Origin of the sequence: Agriterribacter sp., assembly GCF_035497235.1 — a bacterium.
Lineage (GTDB): Bacteria > Bacteroidota > Bacteroidia > Chitinophagales > Chitinophagaceae > Agriterribacter.
Map to the genome: position 1 here is coordinate 102,497 of NZ_DATJEB010000037.1, position 25,241 is coordinate 127,737.

21 protein-coding genes and 5 tRNA genes are annotated in these 25,241 nt (G+C 39.1%); 18 read left to right on the forward strand and 8 right to left on the reverse strand.

The features are described from left to right. Nucleotides 1-6 precede the first annotated feature (6 nt). The 5 genes from VL121_RS12255 to VL121_RS21705 are packed head-to-tail and all read right to left on the reverse strand — an operon-like array spanning nucleotide 7 to nucleotide 6,067. Nucleotides 7-1,713, reverse strand: a complete 1,707-nt coding sequence (locus tag VL121_RS12255) for an LIC_10190 family membrane protein (RefSeq protein ID WP_325405667.1) — start codon at nucleotides 1,711-1,713, stop codon at nucleotides 7-9. 7 nt (nucleotides 1,714-1,720) lie between these two features. Beyond that, nucleotides 1,721-2,458 carry a class I SAM-dependent methyltransferase gene (locus tag VL121_RS12260; RefSeq protein ID WP_325405669.1) on the reverse strand — a complete coding sequence of 246 codons (738 nt, stop codon included), beginning with the start codon at nucleotides 2,456-2,458 and terminating at the stop codon, nucleotides 1,721-1,723. Beyond that, complete coding sequence (locus tag VL121_RS12265) at nucleotides 2,455-3,168, reverse strand: glycosyltransferase family 2 protein (protein WP_325405671.1); 714 nt, start codon at nucleotides 3,166-3,168, stop codon at nucleotides 2,455-2,457. The genes VL121_RS12260 and VL121_RS12265 overlap by 4 nt, the downstream gene beginning before the upstream one ends. A gap of 25 nt (nucleotides 3,169-3,193) precedes the next feature. Continuing rightward, the gene (locus VL121_RS12270) at nucleotides 3,194-4,897 is read right to left on the reverse strand and encodes a DUF8201 family protein (RefSeq protein WP_325405673.1); all 1,704 of its coding nucleotides are present in this window, start codon (nucleotides 4,895-4,897) and stop codon (nucleotides 3,194-3,196) included. 6 nt (nucleotides 4,898-4,903) lie between these two features. Beyond that, entirely contained in the window at nucleotides 4,904-6,067 is a 1,164-nt protein-coding gene (locus VL121_RS21705) for an acyltransferase family protein (RefSeq protein ID WP_414635416.1), read from the reverse strand. 2,123 nt (nucleotides 6,068-8,190) lie between these two features. Between VL121_RS21705 and VL121_RS12275 the strand changes: the two genes are divergently transcribed. Both VL121_RS12275 and VL121_RS12280 read left to right on the forward strand, forming a co-directional pair. Continuing rightward, nucleotides 8,191-9,267, forward strand: a complete 1,077-nt coding sequence (locus tag VL121_RS12275; RefSeq protein WP_325405675.1) for an acyltransferase family protein — start codon at nucleotides 8,191-8,193, stop codon at nucleotides 9,265-9,267. A 78-nt stretch (nucleotides 9,268-9,345) separates the two neighbouring features. Continuing rightward, complete coding sequence (locus VL121_RS12280; RefSeq protein WP_325405677.1) at nucleotides 9,346-11,265, forward strand: LTA synthase family protein; 1,920 nt, start codon at nucleotides 9,346-9,348, stop codon at nucleotides 11,263-11,265. A gap of 15 nt (nucleotides 11,266-11,280) precedes the next feature. Here the strand turns inward: VL121_RS12280 and VL121_RS12285 are convergent, their stop codons facing one another. Continuing rightward, nucleotides 11,281-11,874: a riboflavin synthase gene (locus VL121_RS12285; protein ID WP_325405679.1), complete on the reverse strand. Its 594-nt coding sequence runs from the start codon at nucleotides 11,872-11,874 to the stop codon at nucleotides 11,281-11,283. A 107-nt stretch (nucleotides 11,875-11,981) separates the two neighbouring features. Between VL121_RS12285 and rpsU the strand changes: the two genes are divergently transcribed. The 14 genes from rpsU (at nucleotide 11,982) to VL121_RS12355 (ending at nucleotide 21,253) form a co-directional block, all read left to right on the forward strand. After that, the gene (gene rpsU, locus VL121_RS12290; protein WP_324559215.1) at nucleotides 11,982-12,182 is read left to right on the forward strand and encodes a 30S ribosomal protein S21; all 201 of its coding nucleotides are present in this window, start codon (nucleotides 11,982-11,984) and stop codon (nucleotides 12,180-12,182) included. Nucleotides 12,183-12,249: 67 nt separating this feature from the next. Continuing rightward, on the forward strand, nucleotides 12,250-13,158 hold the full coding sequence (locus tag VL121_RS12295; protein WP_325405681.1) for a tyrosine-type recombinase/integrase: 909 nt from the start codon (nucleotides 12,250-12,252) through the stop codon (nucleotides 13,156-13,158). 166 nt (nucleotides 13,159-13,324) lie between these two features. Continuing rightward, nucleotides 13,325-13,630, forward strand: coding sequence for a ribosome hibernation-promoting factor, HPF/YfiA family (gene hpf / locus VL121_RS12300; protein WP_152267445.1), 306 nt, complete (start codon nucleotides 13,325-13,327; stop codon nucleotides 13,628-13,630). Nucleotides 13,631-13,846: 216 nt separating this feature from the next. After that, nucleotides 13,847-13,920 (forward strand) — tRNA-Thr (locus VL121_RS12305). A gap of 84 nt (nucleotides 13,921-14,004) precedes the next feature. Then, nucleotides 14,005-14,087: transfer RNA gene (locus VL121_RS12310), tRNA-Tyr, on the forward strand. Between the two features lie 21 nt (nucleotides 14,088-14,108). Beyond that, nucleotides 14,109-14,181 (forward strand) — tRNA-Gly (locus tag VL121_RS12315). Nucleotides 14,182-14,262: 81 nt separating this feature from the next. Beyond that, nucleotides 14,263-14,334, forward strand: a tRNA-Thr gene (locus VL121_RS12320). A gap of 136 nt (nucleotides 14,335-14,470) precedes the next feature. Further along, a complete protein-coding gene (tuf, locus tag VL121_RS12325) occupies nucleotides 14,471-15,658 on the forward strand; it encodes an elongation factor Tu (protein WP_325405684.1) in 1,188 nt (395 codons plus the stop codon). Between the two features lie 110 nt (nucleotides 15,659-15,768). Continuing rightward, a tRNA-Trp gene (locus VL121_RS12330) sits at nucleotides 15,769-15,839 on the forward strand. Nucleotides 15,840-15,854: 15 nt separating this feature from the next. Continuing rightward, nucleotides 15,855-16,049 carry a preprotein translocase subunit SecE gene (gene secE / locus VL121_RS12335; RefSeq protein WP_324559799.1) on the forward strand — a complete coding sequence of 65 codons (195 nt, stop codon included), beginning with the start codon at nucleotides 15,855-15,857 and terminating at the stop codon, nucleotides 16,047-16,049. Nucleotides 16,050-16,051: 2 nt separating this feature from the next. Next, a complete protein-coding gene (nusG, locus tag VL121_RS12340) occupies nucleotides 16,052-16,615 on the forward strand; it encodes a transcription termination/antitermination protein NusG (protein WP_325405686.1) in 564 nt (187 codons plus the stop codon). 256 nt (nucleotides 16,616-16,871) lie between these two features. Beyond that, nucleotides 16,872-18,518 carry a CTP synthase gene (locus tag VL121_RS12345; RefSeq protein WP_325405688.1) on the forward strand — a complete coding sequence of 549 codons (1,647 nt, stop codon included), beginning with the start codon at nucleotides 16,872-16,874 and terminating at the stop codon, nucleotides 18,516-18,518. Between the two features lie 95 nt (nucleotides 18,519-18,613). Next, entirely contained in the window at nucleotides 18,614-20,467 is a 1,854-nt protein-coding gene (gene yidC / locus VL121_RS12350; RefSeq protein WP_325405690.1) for a membrane protein insertase YidC, read from the forward strand. A 126-nt stretch (nucleotides 20,468-20,593) separates the two neighbouring features. Beyond that, the gene (locus VL121_RS12355; RefSeq protein ID WP_325405692.1) at nucleotides 20,594-21,253 is read left to right on the forward strand and encodes a hypothetical protein; all 660 of its coding nucleotides are present in this window, start codon (nucleotides 20,594-20,596) and stop codon (nucleotides 21,251-21,253) included. A 13-nt stretch (nucleotides 21,254-21,266) separates the two neighbouring features. Here the strand turns inward: VL121_RS12355 and VL121_RS12360 are convergent, their stop codons facing one another. Together VL121_RS12360 and VL121_RS12365 are read right to left on the reverse strand one after the other, a co-directional pair. Beyond that, complete coding sequence (locus VL121_RS12360; RefSeq protein WP_325405694.1) at nucleotides 21,267-21,683, reverse strand: DUF4293 domain-containing protein; 417 nt, start codon at nucleotides 21,681-21,683, stop codon at nucleotides 21,267-21,269. A 34-nt stretch (nucleotides 21,684-21,717) separates the two neighbouring features. Then, on the reverse strand, nucleotides 21,718-22,998 hold the full coding sequence (locus tag VL121_RS12365; protein ID WP_325405696.1) for a serine hydroxymethyltransferase: 1,281 nt from the start codon (nucleotides 22,996-22,998) through the stop codon (nucleotides 21,718-21,720). A 71-nt stretch (nucleotides 22,999-23,069) separates the two neighbouring features. Here VL121_RS12365 and VL121_RS12370 point away from each other — a divergent pair, with 71 nt between their 5' ends. Continuing rightward, nucleotides 23,070-24,062, forward strand: coding sequence for a sugar phosphate nucleotidyltransferase (locus VL121_RS12370; RefSeq protein ID WP_325405698.1), 993 nt, complete (start codon nucleotides 23,070-23,072; stop codon nucleotides 24,060-24,062). A 215-nt stretch (nucleotides 24,063-24,277) separates the two neighbouring features. Continuing rightward, nucleotides 24,278-25,231, forward strand: coding sequence for an NAD(P)H-dependent flavin oxidoreductase (locus VL121_RS12375; protein WP_325405700.1), 954 nt, complete (start codon nucleotides 24,278-24,280; stop codon nucleotides 25,229-25,231). Nucleotides 25,232-25,241 lie beyond the last annotated feature (10 nt).

The window sequence follows — 25,241 nt, forward strand, 5'->3', positions numbered from 1 at the left end:
CCTCTGCTATTCTTTTTCTGCAGAAACTGAATTAAATCCATCGGTAATTGCCGAACCTCTCAGGATAAAATACCGGGAAGGATTTTCGGCGCAGCAGGGCACAGAAATATCGCCGCATGCTGTGCCTTCTTCAGGGATGTTTAATGTTATTCCGGAATAAGAAATTTGATGATAAGGTAACTTTATTGTTCCAAGTGGCTGTATAATTTGCTTTACAGAGAAATAATTTTTGCCTCTGTAACCAATATAAGTAACAAGGATAATGCATCCTGTGATCAGTCCCATTCCGGTTAACCTTCTGCACTGACCATTATTAAAAAATGCCATTGTATTGGTTTTTAATAAAAGCGAGTAAGCGAGTCCCATAAAAGGAATAATGAATCCAAATCCAAAACGTGGATCAGGAGCCTGTATAAACCAGAAGACGAGTCCCGCAATATTTGTTATCAGCAATATTTTTAATTCTTCAGATGCACGTATTATATTTTTTAGCTGCATAATCAAAACAGCAATTGCACCCAGGAAGAATAGCATGATAATTTTATCGGCTGTTGACCGGTTGCTCCACCATACCGGTAACCACTGCGCAGGTGTCAATTGTATTGCATTTTTTATTTCATCTTTTGAAAAGCCGGATTCAGTTCGGGCATAAGTTGTTATATAATCTTTTATGAGCATCACTGCTGCTTTTTTCAATTTCCAGTCCTGGTTGGATATATCCGGAAAAGGGGAAGGAAATAGCGGGTAGCCGGTAGTGATTATATTTCTGGCAGGAAGTGAGCAAAATATTAAGACAACAATGCAGCCCGTAAAATATAATGCGCGGATCTTTTTAGCGCTTTTTAGTTTCCATGCTGCATACAAGGCAACAATTATTACCGGGAGCGCCGATAGTTTTATACATATTACAAAGCCGCTAAGTATGATGAGAAGTACAGGTTTAACTGACTGCTGTAGCAGAATAGTGTTTTGCAGTAAATAAAATATGAGCCACAAATAAAGGACGACAATAAAATCCGGGCTGGCAGAAGTAATTGTAAGTCTTGTTTGCGTGTAGCTCCACATACTAAAAGCCAGCAAAGAGAGCCAGAGCAGGCTTTGGATAGCATTGCGTTTATACAGGCTGTTGTTTGTTTGCAGAAGAACGAAATTGAAGAACCAGATAACAACTACTGCATTTAAAAAAAAATAGTGTCCTATACCGGTAAAATGGAAACTGAATAAAGCACAAGCCGGAAACCATAGGTTCTGGAGTCCTAAATGTATATTTAGATGTGCCAATCCGGGGATAGCTTTATATTTTTCAATCCATTGTATAGCCTGGATATGATATTCCATACTGTCTGGGTGGCTAATGGTCCAGGTGCTCATTATCAACACCATTATAAAGCTGCTAATCAATAGTATTATAATGAGTGGATGCAAGGAAAGGAATGGGTTGAATGATGTGCTTTTTTTTACGATTGTGTAAAAAGCAGGTATGCATGGCAGTATAAAAAATAGCTGTAGCTGCCATATTCCCAATGGTAAAAATAAGGAAATCACGCCGGCAATACCCGCTATGGCGGCAAGTCCTGTAAAGCAAACAATGCTAAAAGGGATATTTTTATGGCGATAGCCGGAAGTGATCATCTCCGCAGATCTAAAAAGCAGGTGACCCCAGCCGTAACAAATGCCGGTAATGTATATCCAGGCAATTATGGTTATGATCATGGCTGGCTTATTGTTTTATGCTTTTTGTAATTACAGATAATCCGATTTTCTTTACTGTTAACTTATCTATTATTCTTGCAATTGGTACAATGTGGTTAAAAACCGACATCTCATCATTGCCGATCATCCTTTTGCTCATCATCTTTCCAGAAAATAGCCAGCCTAGTATCCCTGCTGCGTTAAAATAGTTCCCACTGTGAATATACAAGCCGTTGCATCTTAGGATTTGTTCCATTGAATGGAGTGTGTACCTGCGGTAATGTCCCAGTTCCCTGTCGAATCTGCAGTAGAGCCATTTATAGGCCGGTGCCAGCAAGATCAGGTGCCCGTTTCGCTTCATTAAAAATTTACAATTTTTTACCGCGGTAATATCATCTTCAATATGCTCTATAACGTTTAACAGGAAAACAGAATCAAATTTTTCATATAGGAACGAATATTTTTTTTGAAAATCGGGATGCAGCAGATCTATTTGTACGATATTTTGTACGGCCGGAAAATTCAAAAACTTTTCCTTCAACCATTGATAATATCCGGCATTGAAATCGGAAAGGGTGATCTTAAAGCCATCTGCAATTGCGTATTGTGAAATATTTCCGATTCCACTGCCAATTTCTAAAATCTCTCCTTTTAGAAAAGGTTTGATTTCCGAATACATCCATTGGTTGAAATTTGAGGCTTTGGCAATAGTCTCTAATGTTTTCGATCCCAGCGGGTCTTTATCATATAGAAATTGTGCATTCATTTCCGCCACAATAAATTATACTTTAATATACACCATATGGCGATGAAGCCATCCTGCCAACTTATTTTTTTTCCTTCATTATATTTACGGCCATAATAGGCAACGCCCACTTCATATATTCGAATATCTTTTATTCTGCATATTTTGGCGGTGATCTCCGGTTCAATCCCGAACCTTTTTTCCGTTATCTGAATGCTTTTTATTATTTCGGTCTTAAACATTTTATAACCGGTTTCCATGTCAGTGAGGTTCACTCCCGTGAAAACATTGGAAAAAAAAGTGAGCAGTTTGTTGCCAATGGTATGCCAGAAGAAAAGCACGCGGTGAGGGCCACTGCCCATAAATCTTGAACCATATACCACATCTGCGCGTCCTGAAAATATGGGAGATAACATTTTGTTATAGTCAGCGGGATCATATTCAAGGTCCGCATCCTGAATGATTACTATATCTCCTGTTATTTCCATTAAAGCACTTTGCACCGCTGCGCCTTTGCCTTTGTTTTTAGTATGGAGGATTAATTTAACTGACTCATGTTTTTGTATGTATGCTTTCACAATCTGAACCGTTCCGTCTGTTGAAGCATCGTCAACTACAATGATCTCTTTTTCCATTGAAAAGTCCAATGAAACGTGCCTTACTTTATCAATAATTTGTTCAATAAAGGATTGCTCATTAAAGCAGGGAATTATGATACTTAATTTTTTCAAAATGCACTATTAAAATGTAATATACTCATTGCTTCAATTTATTAATCCGGAAACCCTCACGAATTGTTTTGCCTCTGGGTTCCAGACCCGGGTATATGAAATACAGGCAAGGAAGTGATGTGCCATAGCAGCGGGGATTCCAGTTTCCGTTTATTTTTTCAGGTATTCTAACGATTATTTCTCCAATTTGTTTCTCTTTTACCGGAGGGCGGGGTAAAGAGGCAGGTACTATCCAGTTTTTAAAAGATTTATTTTCCACCTGTTTATATACAATGTACGGTACTGTACAAAGCATAAGTATAATTGTTGCTGCATGGGTCATTTTATTAATTGCGCGGGCATTCAATAAGCTGTTGATGGAGTTGAACAGGAAAAAAATGCCGGTAATCAGGAATCCATAAATAAACCTTGGATCCGGTGCTATGCAAAACCATGAAATCAGGGAAAGGATTAAAGAGAGGGTTAATATCCGGGAATAAGAAAGTCGTTTTTTATTATTGTTCCTCCAAATGGATATACCATATATTATAATACCGGCAATTCCCGGTAAAAAAATCAATTGGTTGTATGCCGACATGTATTTAAACCAAAAAGGTATCCAGTTTAGTCCATTTAGTGAAGCTGTTGTTTCAATATCTAAAATCCCGTTGCTGACACGATTGTAGTATTTAATGAATCGTAGCAAATGTTTCAATACTTCCGGGGGTGTTTTCCAGTCAACATTAAAATAGTCCAGGAAAGGTGAAGGATAAAAAGGGTATCCCGAAACAATAATATTTCTGGCTATAAATGGAAGTATTAGCAAAAGAGCGATAATCGTAAGACAGCCTAGAGCATACCATTTTTTGTTTTTCAGCAGGTGAATTATTGCAAAAATACTTAATAGCAGCAGGGGATAATTAAAGATTCGAACCGTAAAAAGATAAACAGGCCAAATCAGCCATTCGGCTTGTAAGCTGAAATCTTTGTCGTTGACTTTACATAAATAAGTTTCTATGCATAATACAATAATAACAAGCATTGTGATATAATCATAGTTGGCAGTTGCTGCATTTCCTCTTATTACAGGCCACGAGGCAAAAGAAAAGAGGATTGTAACCAAAGCACCAAAACAAAGCGAAGCATTCTCCTTTTTATAGCGATAAAACCCCATTTCTGCAAAATACAGGCAAAACCATAATGACAACACACCATTTAATGCAGTGAAAGTATTAAGATCCCTGAAGGAAAAATGAAAAACTGCAATACTGCTAAACCAGGAAGAGTTGAACCCATATCTTTCATGCAGGTTGGCAATGCCCGGCACCGATCCGTACGATTCTATCCATTGCACCATTTGAATATGATAGCTTTCAGTATCGTCCATTATCAGGGGACCGGTATTAAGCATGAGTATTATCAGCCATAGACATGCGACACAAATCTTCCCTTCAACCGGCAAACGGGCAATATTAGAAAAAAGATTCCTTAATAAGCCTGCAAAGGTTTTTCGCATATAAACTGCCGACAGCGTAAGCGGCATGAGTATCAATAGGGAAAAGAAGTTACCGATAGGAATGAATAGTGCGCTTAACTGCGTTAAAAGGGTTAAGATGATCAGTCCGTTGATGGCATGTATTATAAAGTGTTTGCCTGATTTTGATGCTCCGTTAATTAGCCGATAATATAAATATCCCGCCCAAAGGCAGGAAATGGTAATGAAAACATGAAGAAAAAGCATTAGCAGCATGAAGAATCAAGAAAATTTTTTCTTTAACCTCAGAAAATGTATTTCGAAACAATAATAACTAAAAATACTTAATATTATTCCTATGATAGTGGTTATAACAGACGTTATTGCCGGTATTAAATGGTTCGGCATCCCGCTTAGCCTTGCCCATTCTTGTAAACGGTAGCCCATTAGTACATAAACAGGATAGTGGATGATATATAGTCCGAATGATACTTTTCCAACGAGTTTTATTATTCTGTTCTCTAAAAAAATATTAATAAAATAGCTGTTTTTATTTAATAACAGATAGATTATTATAGAAAAAAGTAATGAAAAACTCGTATACCCAATGCAGGAAAAATAAATCAAATTCAGCATGTAATGGGGGTAGATAATGTAAAATAGAAAATTCAGAGATAGAATGATTGAAGCTATTATTATAAAATGCTTGATTTTTATTTTAAGTTTGAGATATAAAATGAGTGCAAGTAAACTACCTGAGCAAATACCATCAATCCTGGTAAAAGGAAAAATTGTCCCAAATGGGATAGTATTAAGATGTAAAAGCAGCAATGAGGCCCTGAGTATATTTACCCCTAACAATAGAGTTATAATAAGCAGGCATAAGGTTTTGGGATTTTTGATCCAAAATATTAACAATGGCCATATCAGGTAAAATTGTTCTTCTACTGCTAAAGACCAGAAATGTTGAATTAGGGGGGATGTATTTTCATTCGGAAAGTTGAGTCCTAATAGCCAATTTTGAAGAAAGGTCCAAAACCACAATTGGTAGTGCTTATAGTAGAAAATTTTATCGGAATATTCGCTCCATAAAAGAGGCAACAGGTAAAGAATTAAAATTAGACTTACATAAAAAAGCGGGAAGATTCTTAATATCCGTTTTATATAAAAATTCCTGAAATAATACCGATTGTTGATCGTTTGCAGAAGAATGGTGGTTATCAAAAAACCAGAGATATCAAAAAAAAGATCTACACCTAACCATCCGAGAGAAAATGCATTTGTGTATTCAAAATTATGAAATAAAATTACCGATAGGATTGCTATGCCTCTAAGTCCATCTAACGCCGGTCCAGGCTTTTTTTCATTTGCCTTTTGAAAACTGCATGCAGAGGATAGGTAGCATAATATATGGAATAACCAACCACTGACCCTATTAGCGCATATGCCGGTCTGGACTGACGGAGATAGTCAGGTTGAAATAAATAGCCGGGATTAATAGCAACTCCTATAAATGTGAAAGCATCGGGGTTTACCCGGATTCCCATATATTTATTTATCTTTATATAGTTGTAATCAAATTCAATGGACCCTTTATTTTCATTATTGGAAAAGAGTAGAAAAATGTTAGCAGTCAAAATAATAATTAAGAATAATCCAATTTTTTTCATATTTAGTTGAGATATTTTGTTAAGATAACCAATATTGAAATAAAACTGCTTGAAGATAAAAATGAGTAATAAGGCGATATGGGTTTATGCTGCAACCGGAATTGTTTTATTGCTGTTCATATCCATTTATTTATGCTTCTCGCCGCACGTTATAAGTATTGACAGCATTTATGGATTTTTAGCATATAAGGGTACGGTACAAACCGGAACTTTCAACGTATTGCAGAATGTTTCTCCAGGCAATGTTGGGGCTATGCAACAACATTTTGTAGCATGGTGGTCTCCGGGTCAATGGATATTTCCGGGAACGTTGAATTATTTGTTTGGGTGGAGGTTGGGAGTTGCCAGCATCTTAACTACTTTTATTTTCTCCCTATCAGGACTTTTTGGTTTTTATAGGCTGTACAAATATTTTAAGTTTCCTTCAGCTACCATCGTTTTATCTCTTTTGATTATAATCATATCCGATACCTTCTACAATTCTTTTATAATATACCAGGGCGGTGAAATTTTATCCTTTGGCGTATTTCCGTGGTTCTTGTATTACCTTCTTAAACTTGAGAAATACACTTTTAGCAATTTACTGGTGATACTACTTTTATTTTTGCTATGCTTCACTGCAAAAACTACACTTATTATATACTGTTCTGCAGCTATCGTTTATAAAATTTTTGAATGGCCTTTGCAGCGCTTTTTGTTTGGCGTTTATATAACGGAAGAATCTTGCAGAAACAATAAGCCGCCTAAGCTATTTATCCCATTGATTGCAGGAGCGGGATGCATTTATATTTTTTATCTGGATAAGGGGATCAGGCCAACCCTGCTCGATACTTTTCACATGGAACTTTCAGATTTATTAATTCCTTTATCGTCTCCGTTGTCAAGTATCCTATCTGTTCAAAGCGCCATACTGAAACTTCAGAAGCTGGTTTTTGGAACCGAAGTAAATCCCTCATTTCCAGCATTTATTTTTGCTTCCGTAATGTTCTCAATAATGGTTTTCCTGGTTTTGACATGTATCTATAAGCTCTACATCAGTAATGAATATCCTGTGTCTTATAAATATATTCTGATTACGTTTTACGCCGGAGTTTCTGTTTTTTTTATTGTGGCTTATGCATTTGATACCAATATTGATAAGAGTACAAGGCATTTCAAACTTCTTGGTTTTTTATTTATCCCGGCGTTCTTAACAATGATCCTAAACCGGCTCGGTAAAGGTGCATCCTTGCTGTTAATCTTCTTTTTTGTAACTTATTTCCTGGGTGCTTTTATCTATTTAAAGAATAAATGGACGGGGAACCGTTACACAAGTGTAAATTATTTTTATAGAAATTATGATAATTTTGAAACACAGGATCGGATGGATGAAGATACCTACAGTAAATTAATCGAGCTTGACAGAAAAGCTCCGTTATATGTTGATGATAAACCTGTTTTGTTTTTTTTTGAGGGCAATGCAGATATCGCTATGGATATAAAGCACCCGGCCGTTTTTGATACCGAGAAACAGAAATTCAACACAATACGATATTCGGGTAACAGAGCAAAGATTTTTCTTTTTTTGTCTAAAACAACATTGAATAAAAATCCGGATTTCTGTAAATTATCCTTTCCAGATTACACCGATTTTATAGTTATGTATCAAAATAACCATTTTGTTATTATGGAATCGAAATAAACAAAGGCAATAGCCTGATTGTAATGAATACGCATTATAATCAACTTGCCATTAAACTTAAAGAACCCAAAACAGGCACGGATTTAAGAAACCAGTGATACTGTCTGATAAAAAAAGTATCAAATCCTTAAAGAAGAACTGTATTAAATTGATCTTTAATTTGGGTGTTTACGACAGTAAAAAATTAATTGATTTTTGTTTATACCTACAAATAATATATGCAGAATGAAAGGTTGCTTCCGTTGTCGCTCCAAAAGTTAGACCGGCATTTGATAGTTTTAGATGGATTCAGGGGATTGGCTATAATATTGGTAATCTTATATCATTACTTGCCCTTTTTTTCATTTGGCTGGGTAGGCGTTGACCTGTTTTTTTTGCTTTCGGGGTTTTTAATTACCGGAAAATTGATTGAGTCTTTAAAGCATAAAGATTATTTCAGGCAGTTCTATAAAAAAAGGATTTTAAGGATTATTCCCCTGTATTATGTGGTATTGATTTTATTTTTTTGGGTAATGCCTGTTGCCCTGCCTTCATTAATAACATATTCTTTCACAGAACTGAATTACTATCAGTGGGCGTATTGGTTATTTGCTGTTAATTTTATTGATGCTTTTTACGGATGGCCTAAAAATATTACATTGGTTCATTTCTGGTCACTATCCTGTGAAATGCAGTATTACCTGCTTTGGCCAATTGTTGTTAAATGGTTATATACAAAAACCCAGGTTTTTATATTTACTTTGCTGGGGTTAATTGCAGCAGCTCTTATTTTTCGGATAAGCACATTTTTATTGTTGGATATTTCCGGCTTGTACCGCTATGTATTATTCTTTTCCCGGATGGATACATTTGCATTGGGCGCCTTTTTGTATATGTGCTATTCAAATTTGGAAACTTATTTTTTGAATAGCTATATAAAATATACAGGCTGGGCAGTACTGATGCTTATTGTTTTTTTTATGTTCTATTATAATCTAAGGTGGCATTTTACAGAAAGTATGGTAAGCACAATTGGTTATACTTTAAATGCATTATTGTGGTTTTCGGTTATGTTTGCCGCTTTAAGTAAACCAGGGCTTTTAAACAAAATATTGAGCGCGGGCTGCTTTACATTTTTAGGAAAATATTCCTATGGGTTATATGTATTTCATTTGCCTGTATGGATAGTAATGTCAAAGTATTTTTCATCATCTTATTATATTGCACTGCTGGCTTTTGCTATTACTGTATTAATAAGTTGGGTTAGTTTCCATCTTTTAGAGGTAAAATTTCTAAGATTAAAAGTACCAAAATGATTTTATCATATTAACTAATCATTGTTCCCGGTTGCAGCTTAAATTGCCATACAAACCTTTGCTAATTAATTTAGAATTATGTTAAGCGTACGAAATGTTTTTATTTTTTTTAAATTCCTTGTTTTTATTGCAGCACTTTTGCCTTTCTATTTTTTGTTAAAGGTTATCTTCTTCTTTTGGAACAGTTCCCTGTTTTCTTTACTTAATGTTAAGCGTGATCTTTGGGATATACTTATATTTAGTTTCCAAACAGATATCGCCAGTATTATCCTTATCAATTTTATCGTTATATTTTTAATGATGGGGGCAATATTGCAGCCAGGAAGAAAACGCGTTATTTTTTTGAAGATAGCTTACTGGTGGGCCATTGTTATAAACTCGCTGGGATTTGCGCTTAACATTATTGATATTGGCTATTTTAAGTTTAATAAAGAAAGAAGTACGACAGGATTACTTTCGGTTTTTACGGGCTCACTAAGTTCTGCACGTAGTATAATAAGTATTTATTGGCCGCTTTTTATTTTGTTTTTGATAGTTGCGATACTGCTTGCGCTTTTGCTGAAATCCTTTTTTAAAACATTTCTGATAACAAATCAGCTTAATATCAAACAAGAATTTGTTTCTGGCCTGCTTACCGTTTCTTTTCTTTTTATTATGGTGAGAGGATGGCATAATGGCCTGCTGATACCCGCAACTCCTTTGTTAAAGGTTAGTCCCGCAAACCTTCCCCTGGCCCAAAATAGCATTCATAACTTTTTGTATTCTATAGTGAGAACACAAAATCAACTGCAAAAGAAAGATTATTTCACTCCCCAACAGATTTCAGCAATATTAACAACAGATCGAGTGATGGGGGGAGAAGCAAATAAGATGATCAAAAAAAATGTAATTATTTTTATTCTTGAAAGTTTTTCACGCGATTATTTTCAGCCGGGTAATCCATACAGGGCAATTACACCTTTTTTTGATTCATTAATGAGCAGTAGTACATATTACCCGAACGCGTTTGCCAACGGCGCCACTTCCAACCAGGGTATTGTTTCCATTTTAGCTGGATTACCTCCCTTTATTGATGAGCCGTTTTACTATTCCACTTATGCCAATACCAAAATGGAAACGATTGGAGATATTTTTAAAAAGAAGGGATATAATACCAACTTTTTTATGGGGGCCGGTGAAGATCATTTTGGATTTGGGAAGTTTTGTAAAATGATTGGCATTGATCATTACTATGGAAGAAAGGCGTTTAACGATGACAGGTACTATGATGGCAACTGGGGTATTTTTGATGAGCCCTTTCTTCAATTTGGGATCAGGGAATTGAATAAAAGGAGTACTCCCTTTTTTTCGGTATTCTTTACAATATCTTCTCATCCTCCGTTTACCATTCCTGAAAAGTATAAGTTAAAATTTAATTATCCCGGTCAATCGCCGGCCCAGCATAGTATAAGCTATGTGGATTATGCTTTCAGGCAGTTTTTTGATTCATGCAAAAATACTTCGTGGTTTAAAAATACGTTATTTGTTTTCAGTGCAGATCATTGGCTAGGTCCAGATGATGGGGCAATTTGGTCTCCGGTTTTCTCCTCAGCAATTCCTATTTTTATTTTTGATCCTGCCAATCCTGTTGGAAAGGTTGATTCCATTATTGCAGGGCAGGTAGATATTATTCCAACAGTACTCGATAAGCTCAACTATAGTGGGCAATATACAGGTTTTGGCAGAAGTTTATTGGATCCCACTTTTACGAACCGTTATGTTGTGAATAGAATGAATTCTATCCACCAGGTTATTACAGATAGATTTGTATTAGGATACAATGAGCCGCTGGAAAAAGTTGAATACCTCTATTCTTATTCCGGAGACCCCGAATTAAAACGGAACCTGGCAGATGACCCGGAATATAGAGGTGAAAAAGAAGCATTGGAAAGAACAATCCGCGCCAATATCCAGCAATACAACAATAGGTTATTAAAAAGGAGTTTGTATAACGAGTAGTTTTATGAGTTACTTCTATCCCCTTCCCAGCTCCATCCCCCTCACCACATATTTCCCTATCATATCAAATTCAATGTTTACGGTATCTCCTTTATTTAATTGCTGCATATTGGTATGCTCATAAGTATAAGGTATGATGGCTACGGCAAAGCTGTTTTGAGTTACATCAAAAGCGGTAAGACTAATACCATTTACGCAAACGGAGCCTTTTTCAATGATCAGGGGAGCAAATTTTTCGGGGAAACGGAAATGGTATTTCCAGCTTCCGTTCAACGCTTCTTTTGCTATGCAGGTAGCGGTTGTATCTGCATGCCCCTGCACAATATGCCCGTCTAAGCGGCTGTTCAGCGTCAGGCATTGTTCAAGATTGATATAGTCGCCGGCCTTCCATTCGCCGATATGGGTCTTTTGCAGGGTTTCCTGCACGGCGGTAACCTGGTGAGTATTATCCTTAACGGCTTCAACCGTGAGGCAAACGCCGTTATGAGCAATACTCTGGTCGGGCTTAAGCCCGGCACTCAGGGACGATGTAATCCAGAATTGCATATTGGTGCCCTCATGCAGTACCGCAATAACACTGCCAACCGATTCAATGATACCTGTAAACATAAGCGCAAATTAATGTACCCTGCTGAATTTTTGAATTTGCTTTGGATTTTAGTTTTCTTGTATTATCTTCGCGCTCCTTAAAACTGATAAAGGAGGTATATTACATTATGCTGATTATTGATTCCAAAGATTGCGAAAATATAGACAAGGCGCTTAAAAAGTACAAGAAGAAGTTTGAAAAAGCTAAAATCTTACTGCAATTAAGAGGCCGCCAGTCCTTCACCAAGCCTTCTATCAGGCGCAGGGGAGAGGTGTTGAAAGCAGTCTACAAGCAGAATATCGCTATTGGAAAGATTGAACCCAAGTAAGGTCGTCTTTTTATAAATAACTTTAAACAGGTAGCTGTAGAGTATGTAACTTTATAGCTACCTTTTTATGTTTGATCCACTTCACATCCCGCAGATACAATCCTTCACAGACTACCTCCGTTTTGAAAAGAGGTATTCGCAGCATACGGTTATTGCCTATAGGAAAGACCTGGAACAGTTTTTTACTTTTCTTGAGGAAAATGAATACCCGTTCAGTCCTTTACAGGATATATCCACTGTTCATATCCGCTCCTGGCTGGCTGCGCTGATGGAAAACCAGCGTACCGGTAAAACCGTAAACCGGAAAATATCAACGCTTAAGGCTTTTTTTAAATATCATTTAAGAACCGGTTTGCTCCAAACTACGCCAATGACCACCGTTATATCGCCTAAAATAGCAAAGCGGTTACCGGTTTTTGTAGAGCAGAAACATACAGAAAACCTTTTTAACCATGTTGCATTTAAAGAAGGCTGGGAAGGTCGTACGGAAAGACTGATTCTTGAACTGCTTTATACTACCGGTATGCGGCTGAGTGAACTCATTCATATTAAAGAAAGCCAGGTAGATATTCAGCAACAGCGTGTTAAAGTGCTGGGTAAGGGAAATAAGGAAAGAATACTTCCGCTTGATGCGCAAATAGCCACCAGTATTGCCGCGTATATAAAAGGGAAGCGTGTTGCATATAAAACGCCGGAAATGGTTTACCTGTTAGTGAATGGCAAAGGCAAAAAACTGTATCCGAAATATGTTTACTTAGTTGTAAAAAAATACCTTTCGCTTGTAACCACCATTAAAAAGAAAAGTCCGCATATTCTTCGTCATACTTTCGCTACACACCTTACCAATCACGGGGCAGACCTTAATGCGGTTAAAGAACTGCTCGGTCACTCCAGTCTTGCTGCTACCCAGGTGTACACCCATAATACCATAGAAAAGTTAAAAGAAGTGTATAAAAAAGCCCACCCCAAAGCCTGATGCGTTCAGGCGTTTAAAATAAAAAAAGTGCTATTTTTTACAATAAAATTTTATTTGAAATCTTATACATAAAGGCCTAACTTGAGGTTGTTGCAGCTTTGCAGTTACAGCATAAGTTCTTTCTTTAGTTATTCTTAATTGTTCACAGAAATTAAACTGGATTATCATGAATGTAAACATTCAAACGGTGCATTTTGATGCCGCATCAAATTTGCTTGAGCATGTTAACAAAAAGATCAAAAAACTGAACAATTTCCACGACAGGATTACCACCATTGATGTGTACCTGAAACTGGATAATGTGTCGCACCAGATCAAAGACAAGATTGCGGAAATTAAAGTGAAGGTGCCGCGTTACGCTTTTTTCTCCAAGGAGTCCTCCAAGTCTTTCGAAGAATCGTTTGACGCTGCTTTAGATTCCATTATTGAGCAGATCAAACGAAAAAAAGATAAACAAATGCAAGCTGCGTAAATAAAAAAGGCCTCGTTACGAGGCCTTTTTTATTTTAAATAACCCGTGTTTCCCGCACTTCCTATCATTATTTTCATCTGCCGGCTTCTCCTTCTTAAAAAATTATCTTCATAAATTTTTGCATTTGAAGATTTCCATTACCTTTGCCTTCCCAAAAAATGAGGTGGTAAGCCTGTTGGGGGTAAAGTTCTTTACTGTATTGAATTTCAACAAAATGCCAGTGTAGCTCAGTTGGCCAGAGCAGCTGATTTGTAATCAGCTGGTCGGGGGTTCGAATCCCTCCACTGGCTCAGGTTTTTATGCTGAATATGAAACGCAAATAACAGGATGTATTACTGCACCCGGTTTCATATTAAGCAGCGCATACGTATTTTGGGCAGATGGCCGAGTGGTTAAAGGCGACAGACTGTAAATCTGTTCTCTCACGAGTACGCAGGTTCGAACCCTGCTCTGCCCACGGAATAATTTCAAATTGTAAGCGGGAGTAGCTCATTTGGTAGAGCGATAGCCTTCCAAGCTATAGGTGGCCGGTTCGAGCCCGGTCTCCCGCTCAGTAAAAAGTAATAAGTTCTTGAAAAGATCATGAAGTGTATGACAGGAGTTGACAACGGAAACTGTCAGCTTATCGACAAGCCGTTGTAGCTCAGGGGTAGAGCACTTCCTTGGTAAGGAAGAGGTCGTGAGTTCAATTCTCATCAACGGCTCTGGATTTTTTAAATGTATAATGCCCTTTTAAACGGGTTTATTATAATAATATAAAGCAAACCAGTTTGCAGCCTGTAATATATGTTTGCGGGATGCAGCTACAATTTTAAACCGCAACTTTAAAACAGATAACAGATGTCAAAAGAGACCTTCAAGAGGGACAAACCCCACGTTAACGTTGGAACTATTGGTCACGTTGACCATGGTAAAACTACGCTTACTGCTGCCATCACAGAAGTCCTTTCAAAAAAAGGAATGGCAACGGCAAGAAAGTATGATGACATTGATGGCGCTCCTGAAGAAAAAGAAAGGGGTATCACCATTAATACTGCACACGTTGAGTATCAAACAGCTAACAGACACTACGCGCACGTGGATTGTCCTGGTCACGCTGACTATGTAAAAAATATGATTACCGGTGCCGCCCAAATGGATGGAGCTATCCTGGTGGTAGCTTCTACTGATGGTCCGATGCCTCAAACAAGAGAGCATATTTTGTTGGCCCGCCAGGTGGGTGTACCCCGCATGGTGGTGTTTATGAACAAGGTTGATCTTGTAGATGATCCCGAATTACTGGAACTGGTAGAAATGGAAATCCGAGAACTGTTAACTAAAAACGGTTTCGATGGCGATAATACGCCCATCATTAAAGGCTCCGCTACTGGCGCTTTGGCAGGTGATGCCAAATGGGTGGGTGCTATTGACGAATTAATGGATGCGGTTGATTCTTATATTCCATTACCTCCCCGTCCGGTTGACTTACCGTTCCTGATGAGCGTTGAAGACGTGTTCTCTATTACCGGCCGTGGTACTGTTGCTACGGGTCGTATTGAAAGAGGCCGCGTTAAAATACAGGAAGGTGTTGAAATTGTTGGTTTAATGGAAAAGCCTTTAACATCTACGGTAACAGGTGTGGAAATGTTCCGCAAACTGTTAGATGAAGGTGAGGCCGGTGATAATGCAGGTTTACTGCTCCGCGGTATTGAAAAAAACCAGATCCGCAGAGGTATGGTAATTTGTAAACCCGGTTCCATTACGCCTCATACAGAATTTAAAGGAGAAGTATATGTACTGAGCAAAGAAGAAGGCGGACGTCATACCCCATTCTTTAATAAGTACCGTCCCCAGTTCTATTTCCGTACTACCGATGTTACCGGTGAAGTAGAATTGCCGGCAGGAACTGAAATGGTTATGCCCGGTGATAATACATCGCTATCGGTTAAACTGATTCAGCCAATTGCCATGGAAAAAGGACTTAAATTCGCTATTCGCGAAGGCGGACGTACAGTGGGCGCCGGTCAGGTAACCGAAATCGTAAAATAGCCCCCCTTTTTAGGAATTACTAAAAAACGGGAAGGTTTGTATACTTTTGCAAAGTATCTGGATAGTATCCAGGTACTTTGTTTCTAAATAAGAAGTTCTTAAAATGCTTTACGGGCATAGTTCAATGGTAGAATAGAGGTCTCCAAAACCTTTGATCAGGGTTCGAATCCTTGTGCCCGTGCTTGAAAAGTTAATTATGAATAAAATAAGTGCTTACTTTAAGGATTCATATCATGAGCTGATGGAAAAAGTAACCTGGCCCACCTGGCTGCAGTTACAACAGTCCACTACTATTGTTTTGGTTGCTACTGTAATTATAACGGCACTGGTGTGGGTAATGGACTTTTTCAGCAATTCGATATTAAAATTTGTTTACTCCTTATTTAAATAATAATGGAAGAAGTAATTAATGAACAGGAAACCAAATGGTACGTACTGCGCGTAGTGAGTGGTAAGGAAAGAAAGGTAAAAGAATACCTTGATAAGGAAATTGCACGCAGCGATTGGGGGAAAGTGGTAAAGCAGGTTTTTCTTCCCGTGGAAAAGGTATATAAGGTGCAGAACGGAAAAAAAGTAATGCGGGAAAGAAACTTTTACCCGGGTTATGTAATGATTGAGGTAGAACCCGGTAAACTCAGTGACGATATCATTTCCACCATTAAAAATACCAATAGCGTTATTCATTTCCTGGGAAAAGAAAATCCCATTGCCCTGCGCAAAGTGGAAGTTAATAAAATGCTGGGTAAGGTAGATGAAATGAGCGATGGCGGGGTAACCATGAGCGAACCCTTTATCATAGGCGAAACCATAAAGATTATTGATGGTCCTTTCAACGATTTTAATGGTGTAATTGAAGAAGTAAATGATGAAAAGAAAAAATTAAAAGTAAATGTAAAAATATTCGGCAGGGCTACACCCGTGGAATTGAATTACATGCAGGTGGAAAAATTAGCCTGATATATAACCTGCTTTTAACTTTTGCAATATATTTTGAACCTGCTTAACCGGCAGGTTTTTTTATGAATTATGCACCGGAATATTAATTTTTCCACATTCGGGGGGCTGTAGCTTCTTATGTGGTAATAAAAAACTGTAACTTTGCATGACCTCCGAACATATTTCTTCCATTTTTGCAGGTCGCTATAGACTGGCTATTCATTAAGAGCAATCATATTCTAAAATAAGGTATATACATTATTAATTTATTTAAGACATGGCCAAGTACATTTTTGTTACCGGTGGCGTAACTTCTTCTTTGGGTAAGGGTATCATTTCCGCTTCTTTAGCAAAACTGCTGCAGGCACGTGGCTTAAAAGTAACCATACAGAAATTTGACCCCTATATCAATGTTGACCCCGGTACTTTAAATCCTTATGAACATGGCGAATGTTATGTTACCGAAGATGGGGCCGAAACAGACCTGGATTTGGGGCATTATGAGCGGTTCCTGAATATTTTTACTTCCCAGGCTAATAATGTAACCACAGGCCGTATATACCAAACCGTAATTAATAAAGAAAGAGAAGGCGCTTACCTCGGTAAAACCGTTCAGGTAATTCCGCATATTACAGATGAAATAAAACGAAGAATGCTGCTACTCGGAAAAGGTGGTTTTGATATTGTAATAACAGAATTAGGCGGAACTGTGGGAGATATTGAGAGCCTGCCTTTTATTGAGGCGGTTCGCCAGTTACAATGGGAATTGCCAGATGAGGATTGCCTGGTGGTACACCTTACCCTTGTACCTTATTTAAAAGCGGCGAAGGAATTAAAAACAAAACCAACACAGCACAGCGTAAGGCTCCTGAGCCAGGAAGGTGTTAATCCCGATATTATTGTATGCCGTACCGAAAGACCGCTAACCCCGGAAATACGGAAGAAAATTGCTTTATTCTGTAATGTAAAGGTGGATGCGGTAATTGAATCGGCCGATGCGTCTACTATTTATGAAGTGCCTTTAACTATGATGCGGGAAAAGCTTGACCAGATATGCCTGAAAAAAATGGCTATTCAGAATTATAATGAGCCGGAGTTAGGCAAATGGAAAGAGTTCCTGGATAAGCTCAAATATCCCAAAAGCAAAGTAAATATTGGCTTAATAGGTAAATATATAGAGTTGCAGGACGCGTACAAGTCCATATTGGAAGCTTTTGTACATGCGGGTGCGGTAAATGAGTGCAGTGTAAATGTGGTTAATATACACAGCGAATTCATCAGCGAGGAAAATGTTGATGAAAAGCTCAATAATCTGGATGGATTACTTGTTGCCCCGGGTTTTGGTTTGCGTGGCATAGAAGGGAAGATACTGGCTGTTAAATACGCGAGGGAAAATGGGTTACCCTTTTTAGGCATCTGCCTTGGCATGCAAATGTCGGTTATTGAATTTGCCAGGAATGTTTTACATCTTAAAGATGCGCACTCTACTGAAATGAACTCCGATACAACCAATGCGGTAATTGATTTAATGGAAGAACAAAAGAAAGTTACCGCTAAAGGAGGCACCATGCGCCTGGGTGCTTACCCCTGCGATTTAAAAGAAGGCAGCAGGGCGCGGGAAATATATGGTACTGCTACCATTAGCGAAAGGCACCGCCATCGCTGGGAATTTAACAATGCCTATTTACCTGCCTTTGAAGAAAATGGTATGATAGCCAGCGGCAGGAATACGGAAAGCGGTTTGGTAGAAATCATTGAACTGCCCAATCATCCTTATTTTATAGGCGTACAGTATCACCCCGAATTAAAAAGTACGGTGGAAACTCCCCATCCTTTATTCGTAAGTTTTATTAATGCCGCGAAAGGTTTCGCCGAAGAAAAAAATAACAGCAAAAAGCCCTCCTTACAGAGCGAAATGATTTAACCGGCTTGATTTTGCCGCTTACCGAAACAATTTGGTTTACATCCTTAAAGTTTATTCAAAGATGTTACCTTTGCCCACTCAAATTTTAAGGTAATATGCAGTTTGACAAAAATGCGATTCTTGGTTTTGTATTGCTGGCAGTGATGTTTCTTGGTTTTTTTTATTTTACCCGCCAGGGACAACTTGATGTAGAAAAGCAGAAAAAGCATATACAGGATTCACTGGCAATGCTTCAACCCAAAGCAGACACTAACGCGGCCCGCGCTGATTCGGTTCACCTGGCAACCCAAAGCAGAGTGGCCGCGGCAGGCCAGTTTGTAACGGCTGTAAACGGCGGCGAAAATGAAACGGTACTCGAAAACGATGTATTGAAAATTACCTTTACCAATAAAGGAGCACAGCCTAAACTGGTACAATTAAAGCATTACAAATCTATAGATAGCCAGGCTGTTAAATTAGTGCAGGAAGGGTTCGATAAACTCAGTTACCCGGTAAACACGGCCGCCAATCGTTCTATACAGATCAGTGATTTGTTTTTTAGCGGTGGAGAAGTAGTTCAAAATGCAGATGGCAGTCAAACCATAACCTACCAGTTAAAAGATTCTTCAGGCCAGGGGCTTATTCACAGGTTTACGCTGCATAAGGATCAATACATGGTTGACTGGAACATTGAAATAGATGGCGTAAACAGTTTGCTTACACAAAACAGTATTAATTTATTGTGGCAAAACGAGGTAAAGCAGCATGAAAAAGATATTATAACTGAAAAAAGAGAAACACAGGTAGGGTTTTGGACAAAAAATGAGTATGACTATTTTACGCTGGGACGTTCTTCTGAAAAGCAATTTGAAAACCCGGTACACTGGCTCAGCGTGAAACAAAAATTTTTTAACACTACGCTCATCGCGAAAAATAATTTTAGCTCAGGAAACATTCATTGCTCCGAAAGTCATGATTCTACAGGAATAATAACTGCAGCTTCCGCTAACCTCAAACTCATTCTTCCCGCCGGCAATAATACGGCTGTTGTTCCCATGCAGATCTATTACGGACCCAATGATTATAACATTCTGAAGAGCTACAATATCGGTCTCCAGGATGTAATTAACCTCGGGCAGGGTATTTATGCCTTTGTTAAGTATATCAATAAATGGCTCGTAATGCCGGTTTTTGATTTCTTCAAAGGATTTGTAGGAAGCTATGGAATGGTGATTGCATTGCTTACCATATTCATTCGTTTACTTACCTCGCCTTTGGTATATACCAGTTACCTCAGTGGCGCCAAAATGAAAGCGCTTCGCCCGGAACTGGATATTTTAAAAGCCAAGCTGAAAGATGACCAGCAGGCCTATGCTATGGAGCAAATGAAAGTATACAGGAGTGCCGGGGTAAATCCTTTGGGAGGCTGTATACCCGCTTTGTTACAGATTCCTATATTCTTTTCGTTATATAGTTTTTTTAATGCTACTATTGAGCTCAGGGGGCAGCATTTTTTATGGGCCACTGATCTCTCTTCTTATGATTCCATCATTACATTCGGCTTCAATATTCCGTTTTATGGCAGTCATATCAGTTTATTTACGATTCTGGCTACTGTAACCAGCCTTTTAATATCCATATACAGTATGGCACAAACGCCTACCATGGATAACCCCATGATGAAGTATATGCCGTATTTTTTTCCGGTAATGCTGTTGGGCATTTTTAACGGGCTGCCATCTGCGCTTACCTGGTATTATACAGTATCCAACCTCATTACACTCATTCTTCAGTACGTGATCCAGAACTTCATCATTGATCATGATAAGATATTAGCCAAGCTGGAACTCAACAAGAAAAAACCTAAAGTAAAGAGCAAGTGGCAGGAGCGGCTTGAACAAGTGCAGGAAACACAAAAAAAATTACAGCAGGCAAAAAATAAGCCCCAGGGTGGCGGTAAGGGAAGGTAATTTGAATAACGCCGTTTCGCTTATTATATAACCTCCTTTTTTAACCTATCTGCTTTTTAACGGGGGCAATACAACCTTGCGCTGCATTTTCCTATCTTTACCCGTATAACCCTTAATAAACAGTATATGTTCAGATACTTGCTTTTTATAGCAACGGCTTTGATAAGCAGCAATATAATACAGGCTCAAAAAATCCTTTCAGAAGGAACCATTGTATACGATATAACAGTTCAAACCGGTAGTAAAGAACCTCAATTGGCCGATATGTTTGACGGGGTTACTACAACCCTCTATTTAAAAGGAAGCCAAAGCCGTATAGAAATGATCAGCCCGCTTGGCGCTACCATTACCCTGCAGGACGCTAAAAGTAATACCGGGGTAGTACTTAAAGAATATGGTAATCAAAAATTACTTATTCATATGGCTAAGGAAGACTGGGGCGATCTGAATAAGAAATACGCTGGTATAACCTTTACTACTCAAAATGAAACTAAAAACATTGCGGGGTATGCCTGTCAGAAGGCGATAGCCAAATTGAAGGACGGAACCAGCTTTACCGTTTTTTATACAAAGGAACTGGTAACAGAAAATAAAGATTACGATTACCAGTTTAAAAACTTACCTGGTCTTCCGCTCGAATATGAATCTTCTGTGGGTAACCTGAAAGTAAAATACACCGCGTCTAAAATTACTTTTGACCCCGTTCCTGTTCAAAAGTTCAGTATTCCTGTTAGCGGGTACCGGGAGCTTACTTACCAGGAAAGCACAAAGCTGAAAGGGAATTAAAACATGCCGTGCATCAGCGTAGCCGGTCAATGCTTTTTATTAATTTCTGATCGCGGTATATGCCTCTTATAGCCAGTATAAAACATACCGGTATTAAAAAATAAAAAACGGTCCACAGGCTAAATGCGCCTTCCGCAAAAGATTTGATCTGCATATAATAAAGTGCGCCGGAAATAATAAAAAGCAGCAAACCTGCAAAACATAGCTTTTGCTGCATCCCCCTGTTCTTATATAAAAACAACGCAATCAGCGCTATCAAACCTGCAGCAACAGAGAGGATAATCAAAAACAAACTGCTGGTAGCGCTAAGCATATTGTATTCACTTATACCATTTACCAGTTTATTACCATTGTAAACCGGGAAGCGGAGTGTAAGAAAGGAAAAAACCGCAGCCAGTAACAGCCAGATGGTTTGCATACGTTGTAACATACGGGTTAGTATTAATTAAAGAATAACAGGGCATTTACCCTAGTTCGGGATATAGCGGAAACTGCTGCATAAACCGGTGAACCTGCTGCTGCACCTCCTTTATCTGCTGCTCATTTTCGGTATCCTTAAGCACGGTATCAATCATTTCCACAATGGGTTCCATATGTTCCTCTTTTAATCCTCGGGTGGTAACTGCGGGTACGCCTACCCGTATACCTGAAGTAACAAACGGGCTTTTATCATCAAAAGGCACGGCATTTTTATTCAGGGTAATATGCGCTTTATCTAATGTTTCCTGAGCTTTTTTTCCTGTTAAGTGCTTGTTTCTTAAATCAATCAGCATCAAATGGTTATCGGTGCCGTTGCTAATGAGGTTATATCCCCGTTTTACAAGGGCCTTCGACATAGCCTGGGCATTGCTTATTACCTGTTTGGCATAGGTTGTATACTCATCCGTCAAAATTTCGCCAAAAGAAACCGCTTTGGCCGCTATAATATGCTCTAATGGCCCGCCCTGTGTGCCCGGAAAAACGGCCAGGTCAAGCAGTGCGCTCATAGGGCGTATATTGCCTTTGGGATCTTTTACACCAAAAGGATTATCGAAATCGTGGCGCAGCATAATAATGCCCCCTCTAGGCCCGCGCAGTGTTTTATGGGTGGTTGAGCTTACTATATGGCAGTGTTCAAAAGGATCATTTAATAATCCCTTGGCTATCATACCCGCCGGGTGGGCGATATCTGCCAGCACCAGGGCGCCAATTTTATCAGCCACTTCACGAATACGCTTATAATCCCAGTCGCGGCTGTACGCCGAAGCGCCACAAATGATCATTTTAGGTTTTTCAGCCAGGGCAGTAGCTTCTAATTGGTCGTAATCTACAATGCCCGTATCTTTTTTTACGCCATAAAACAATGCCTGGTAGTTTTTGCCGCTGAAATTGGCGGGGCTGCCGTGGGTAAGATGGCCGCCCATGCTCAGGTTCAATCCCAGGATTTTATCGCCCGGCTTTAAGCAGGCTAAAAATACCGCGGTATTGGCCTGCGCGCCACTATGGGGCTGCACATTTGCCCAACTGGTATTAAAAATCTGCTTTAACCGGTTTATAGCTATAGTTTCAATTTCGTCTATCACTTCACAACCGCCGTAAAAGCGTTTACCTGGGTAACCTTCGGCATATTTATTAGTGGCTACTGTACCCATAGCCTGCATTACCTGCAGGGAGGTAAAATTTTCAGATGCAATTAATTCTATGCCTTTACGCTGGCGTTCCAGTTCCTTGTTAATGAGGTCAAATATCAATGTATCTTTTTGCATGGCGCAAAAATAGCGCAACAATCTTGAATTTCACTATTTTCACGTTTTCAAAGCATCAATGTTTTGTATACATGAAAGCAATTATACCCGTAGCAGGGGCAGGTACCCGGCTGCGACCGCATACTTATACCCAGCCCAAAGCCCTCATTCCGCTTGCAGGGAAAACATTACTGAGCATTATTGTAGATCAACTGGCTGAAGCGGGCATTAAAGAATTTGTTTTTATTATTGGTTATCTCGGAGATAAAATACAGGATTATGTAAAACGGCATTATCCGCACCTGGTATGTCATTTTATACTGCAAAATGAAAGACATGGTTTGGGACATGCCATTTATCTTACAAAAGATGTGGTAGCGCAGGATGAAGTGTTTATTGTACTGGGAGATACGATTTGCGAATACGATATTAATGAGGTTTTGCGAAACAGTAATGCTATGCTGGGCGTAAAAAAAGTAGATGATCCGCGCGATTTTGGGGTAGCGGAAATTGATGAAAATGCCATTATTACAAGAGTAGTGGAGAAGCCGCAAATACCCAAATCCAATATGGCGCTGGTAGGCATCTATAAAATAAAAGATACCGGCTTCCTTTTTTCCTGCCTTGAAACGAATATCCGGGAGGGCATACAAAGCAGAAATGAATACAGCCTTACCGATGCGCTGGAATGTATGATTAAAAGCGGGATGGTATTCCAATCGTTTAAGGTGCAGAACTGGTTTGATTGCGGAAAGATAGACACCCTGCTGGAAAGCAATGCCACGTTAATGAAGAAATTAGGCGGAAAAATATCGGCCAACCATATTTTTGAGAATGTTATTATAGTGCCGCCTGTTAGTATTGGCAACGGTTGTGAAATTCGTAATGCCATTATAGGTCCCAATGTGGCAATTGGCGAGCAGGCAAAAATTGGCTACTCTGTTGTTAAAGATTCTATTATCGGCGATTTCGCTAATTTGCACGGCGTGGTACTGCATAATTCACTGGTAGGAAGTGATACCGAAATAAAAGGAGAAATCCGTACCCTGAACATTGGCGATAATACACAAATTGATCTGGGATAAATGAGGAACAACCAAATCACAAAAAACAAGAACCCAACAGATCACACAATCCGAAGGAAATGCAAATCGCCAGGGACTGGCTGCCGATCAGCTATGAGCAATAAAGAAAAAGTATCCTTTTTTATCGTTTACAATTACTGTGACAGCTAACGCCTGATACCTTATACCCATATCCCTTTTTTCATTTTCACATTTTCAAATTAACTCCATCTTCCATGCCTCCCCTTTCCAACCGCATCACCCGTCTTTTTAATATTAACTATCCCATTATTCAGGCAGGTATGGTGTGGGCAAGCGGGTGGAGGCTGGCCTCGGCTGTAAGCAACGCGGGAGCGCTGGGTTTAATAGGCAGTGGCAGCATGCGCCCGGATATGCTGAGAGAACATATTCAGAAATGCAAAGCAGCTACCGCCCACACATTTGGCGTAAACATTCCTTTGCTTTATCCTGATATTGAGAAACATATACAGATTGTAACAGAAGAAAAAGTGCCGGTGGTGTTTACTTCTGCGGGTAACCCGGCAGCGTGGACGGGTGTATTAAAAGACAACGGTATTATAGTGGTTCATGTAGTAAGCAGCAGCAAATTTGCCCAAAAAGCGGAAGCGGCAGGCTGCGATGCGGTGGTTGCCGAGGGTTTTGAAGCCGGCGGACATAATGGAAGAGAAGAAACTGCCAGTATGGTATTAATACCCGCGGTTTGTAATGCGGTAACTATACCGGTTATAGCGGCGGGAGGTATGGCAACCGGCCGGCAAATGCTGGCAGCAATGGTACTGGGCGCGGAAGGCGTGCAGATGGGCAGCCGTTTTGTAGCCAGTGAAGAAGCCTCTTCACACATTCATTTTAAAAATGCTGTTGTGCATGCCACAGAGGGCGACACCATGCTGCTAATGAAAAAACTGGCGCCGGTAAGGCTGCTGAAGAATAGTTTTTTTGAGCAGGTTCAGGAAGCGGAAAATGGGGGAGCGGCGCGTGATACATTAAAGGAATTGCTGGGAAAAGGAAGGGCCCGGAGAGGCATGTTTGAAGGTGATCTGCAGGAAGGTGAGCTGGAGATAGGGCAGGTAAGCGCACTCATCAGGGATATACTTCCTGCCGCCAGTATTGTAAAAAATATTTACCGGGAGTTTGAAGAGGCTGTTGCCAATCCGCTAAAAAAAATATAATGTAAAAGGA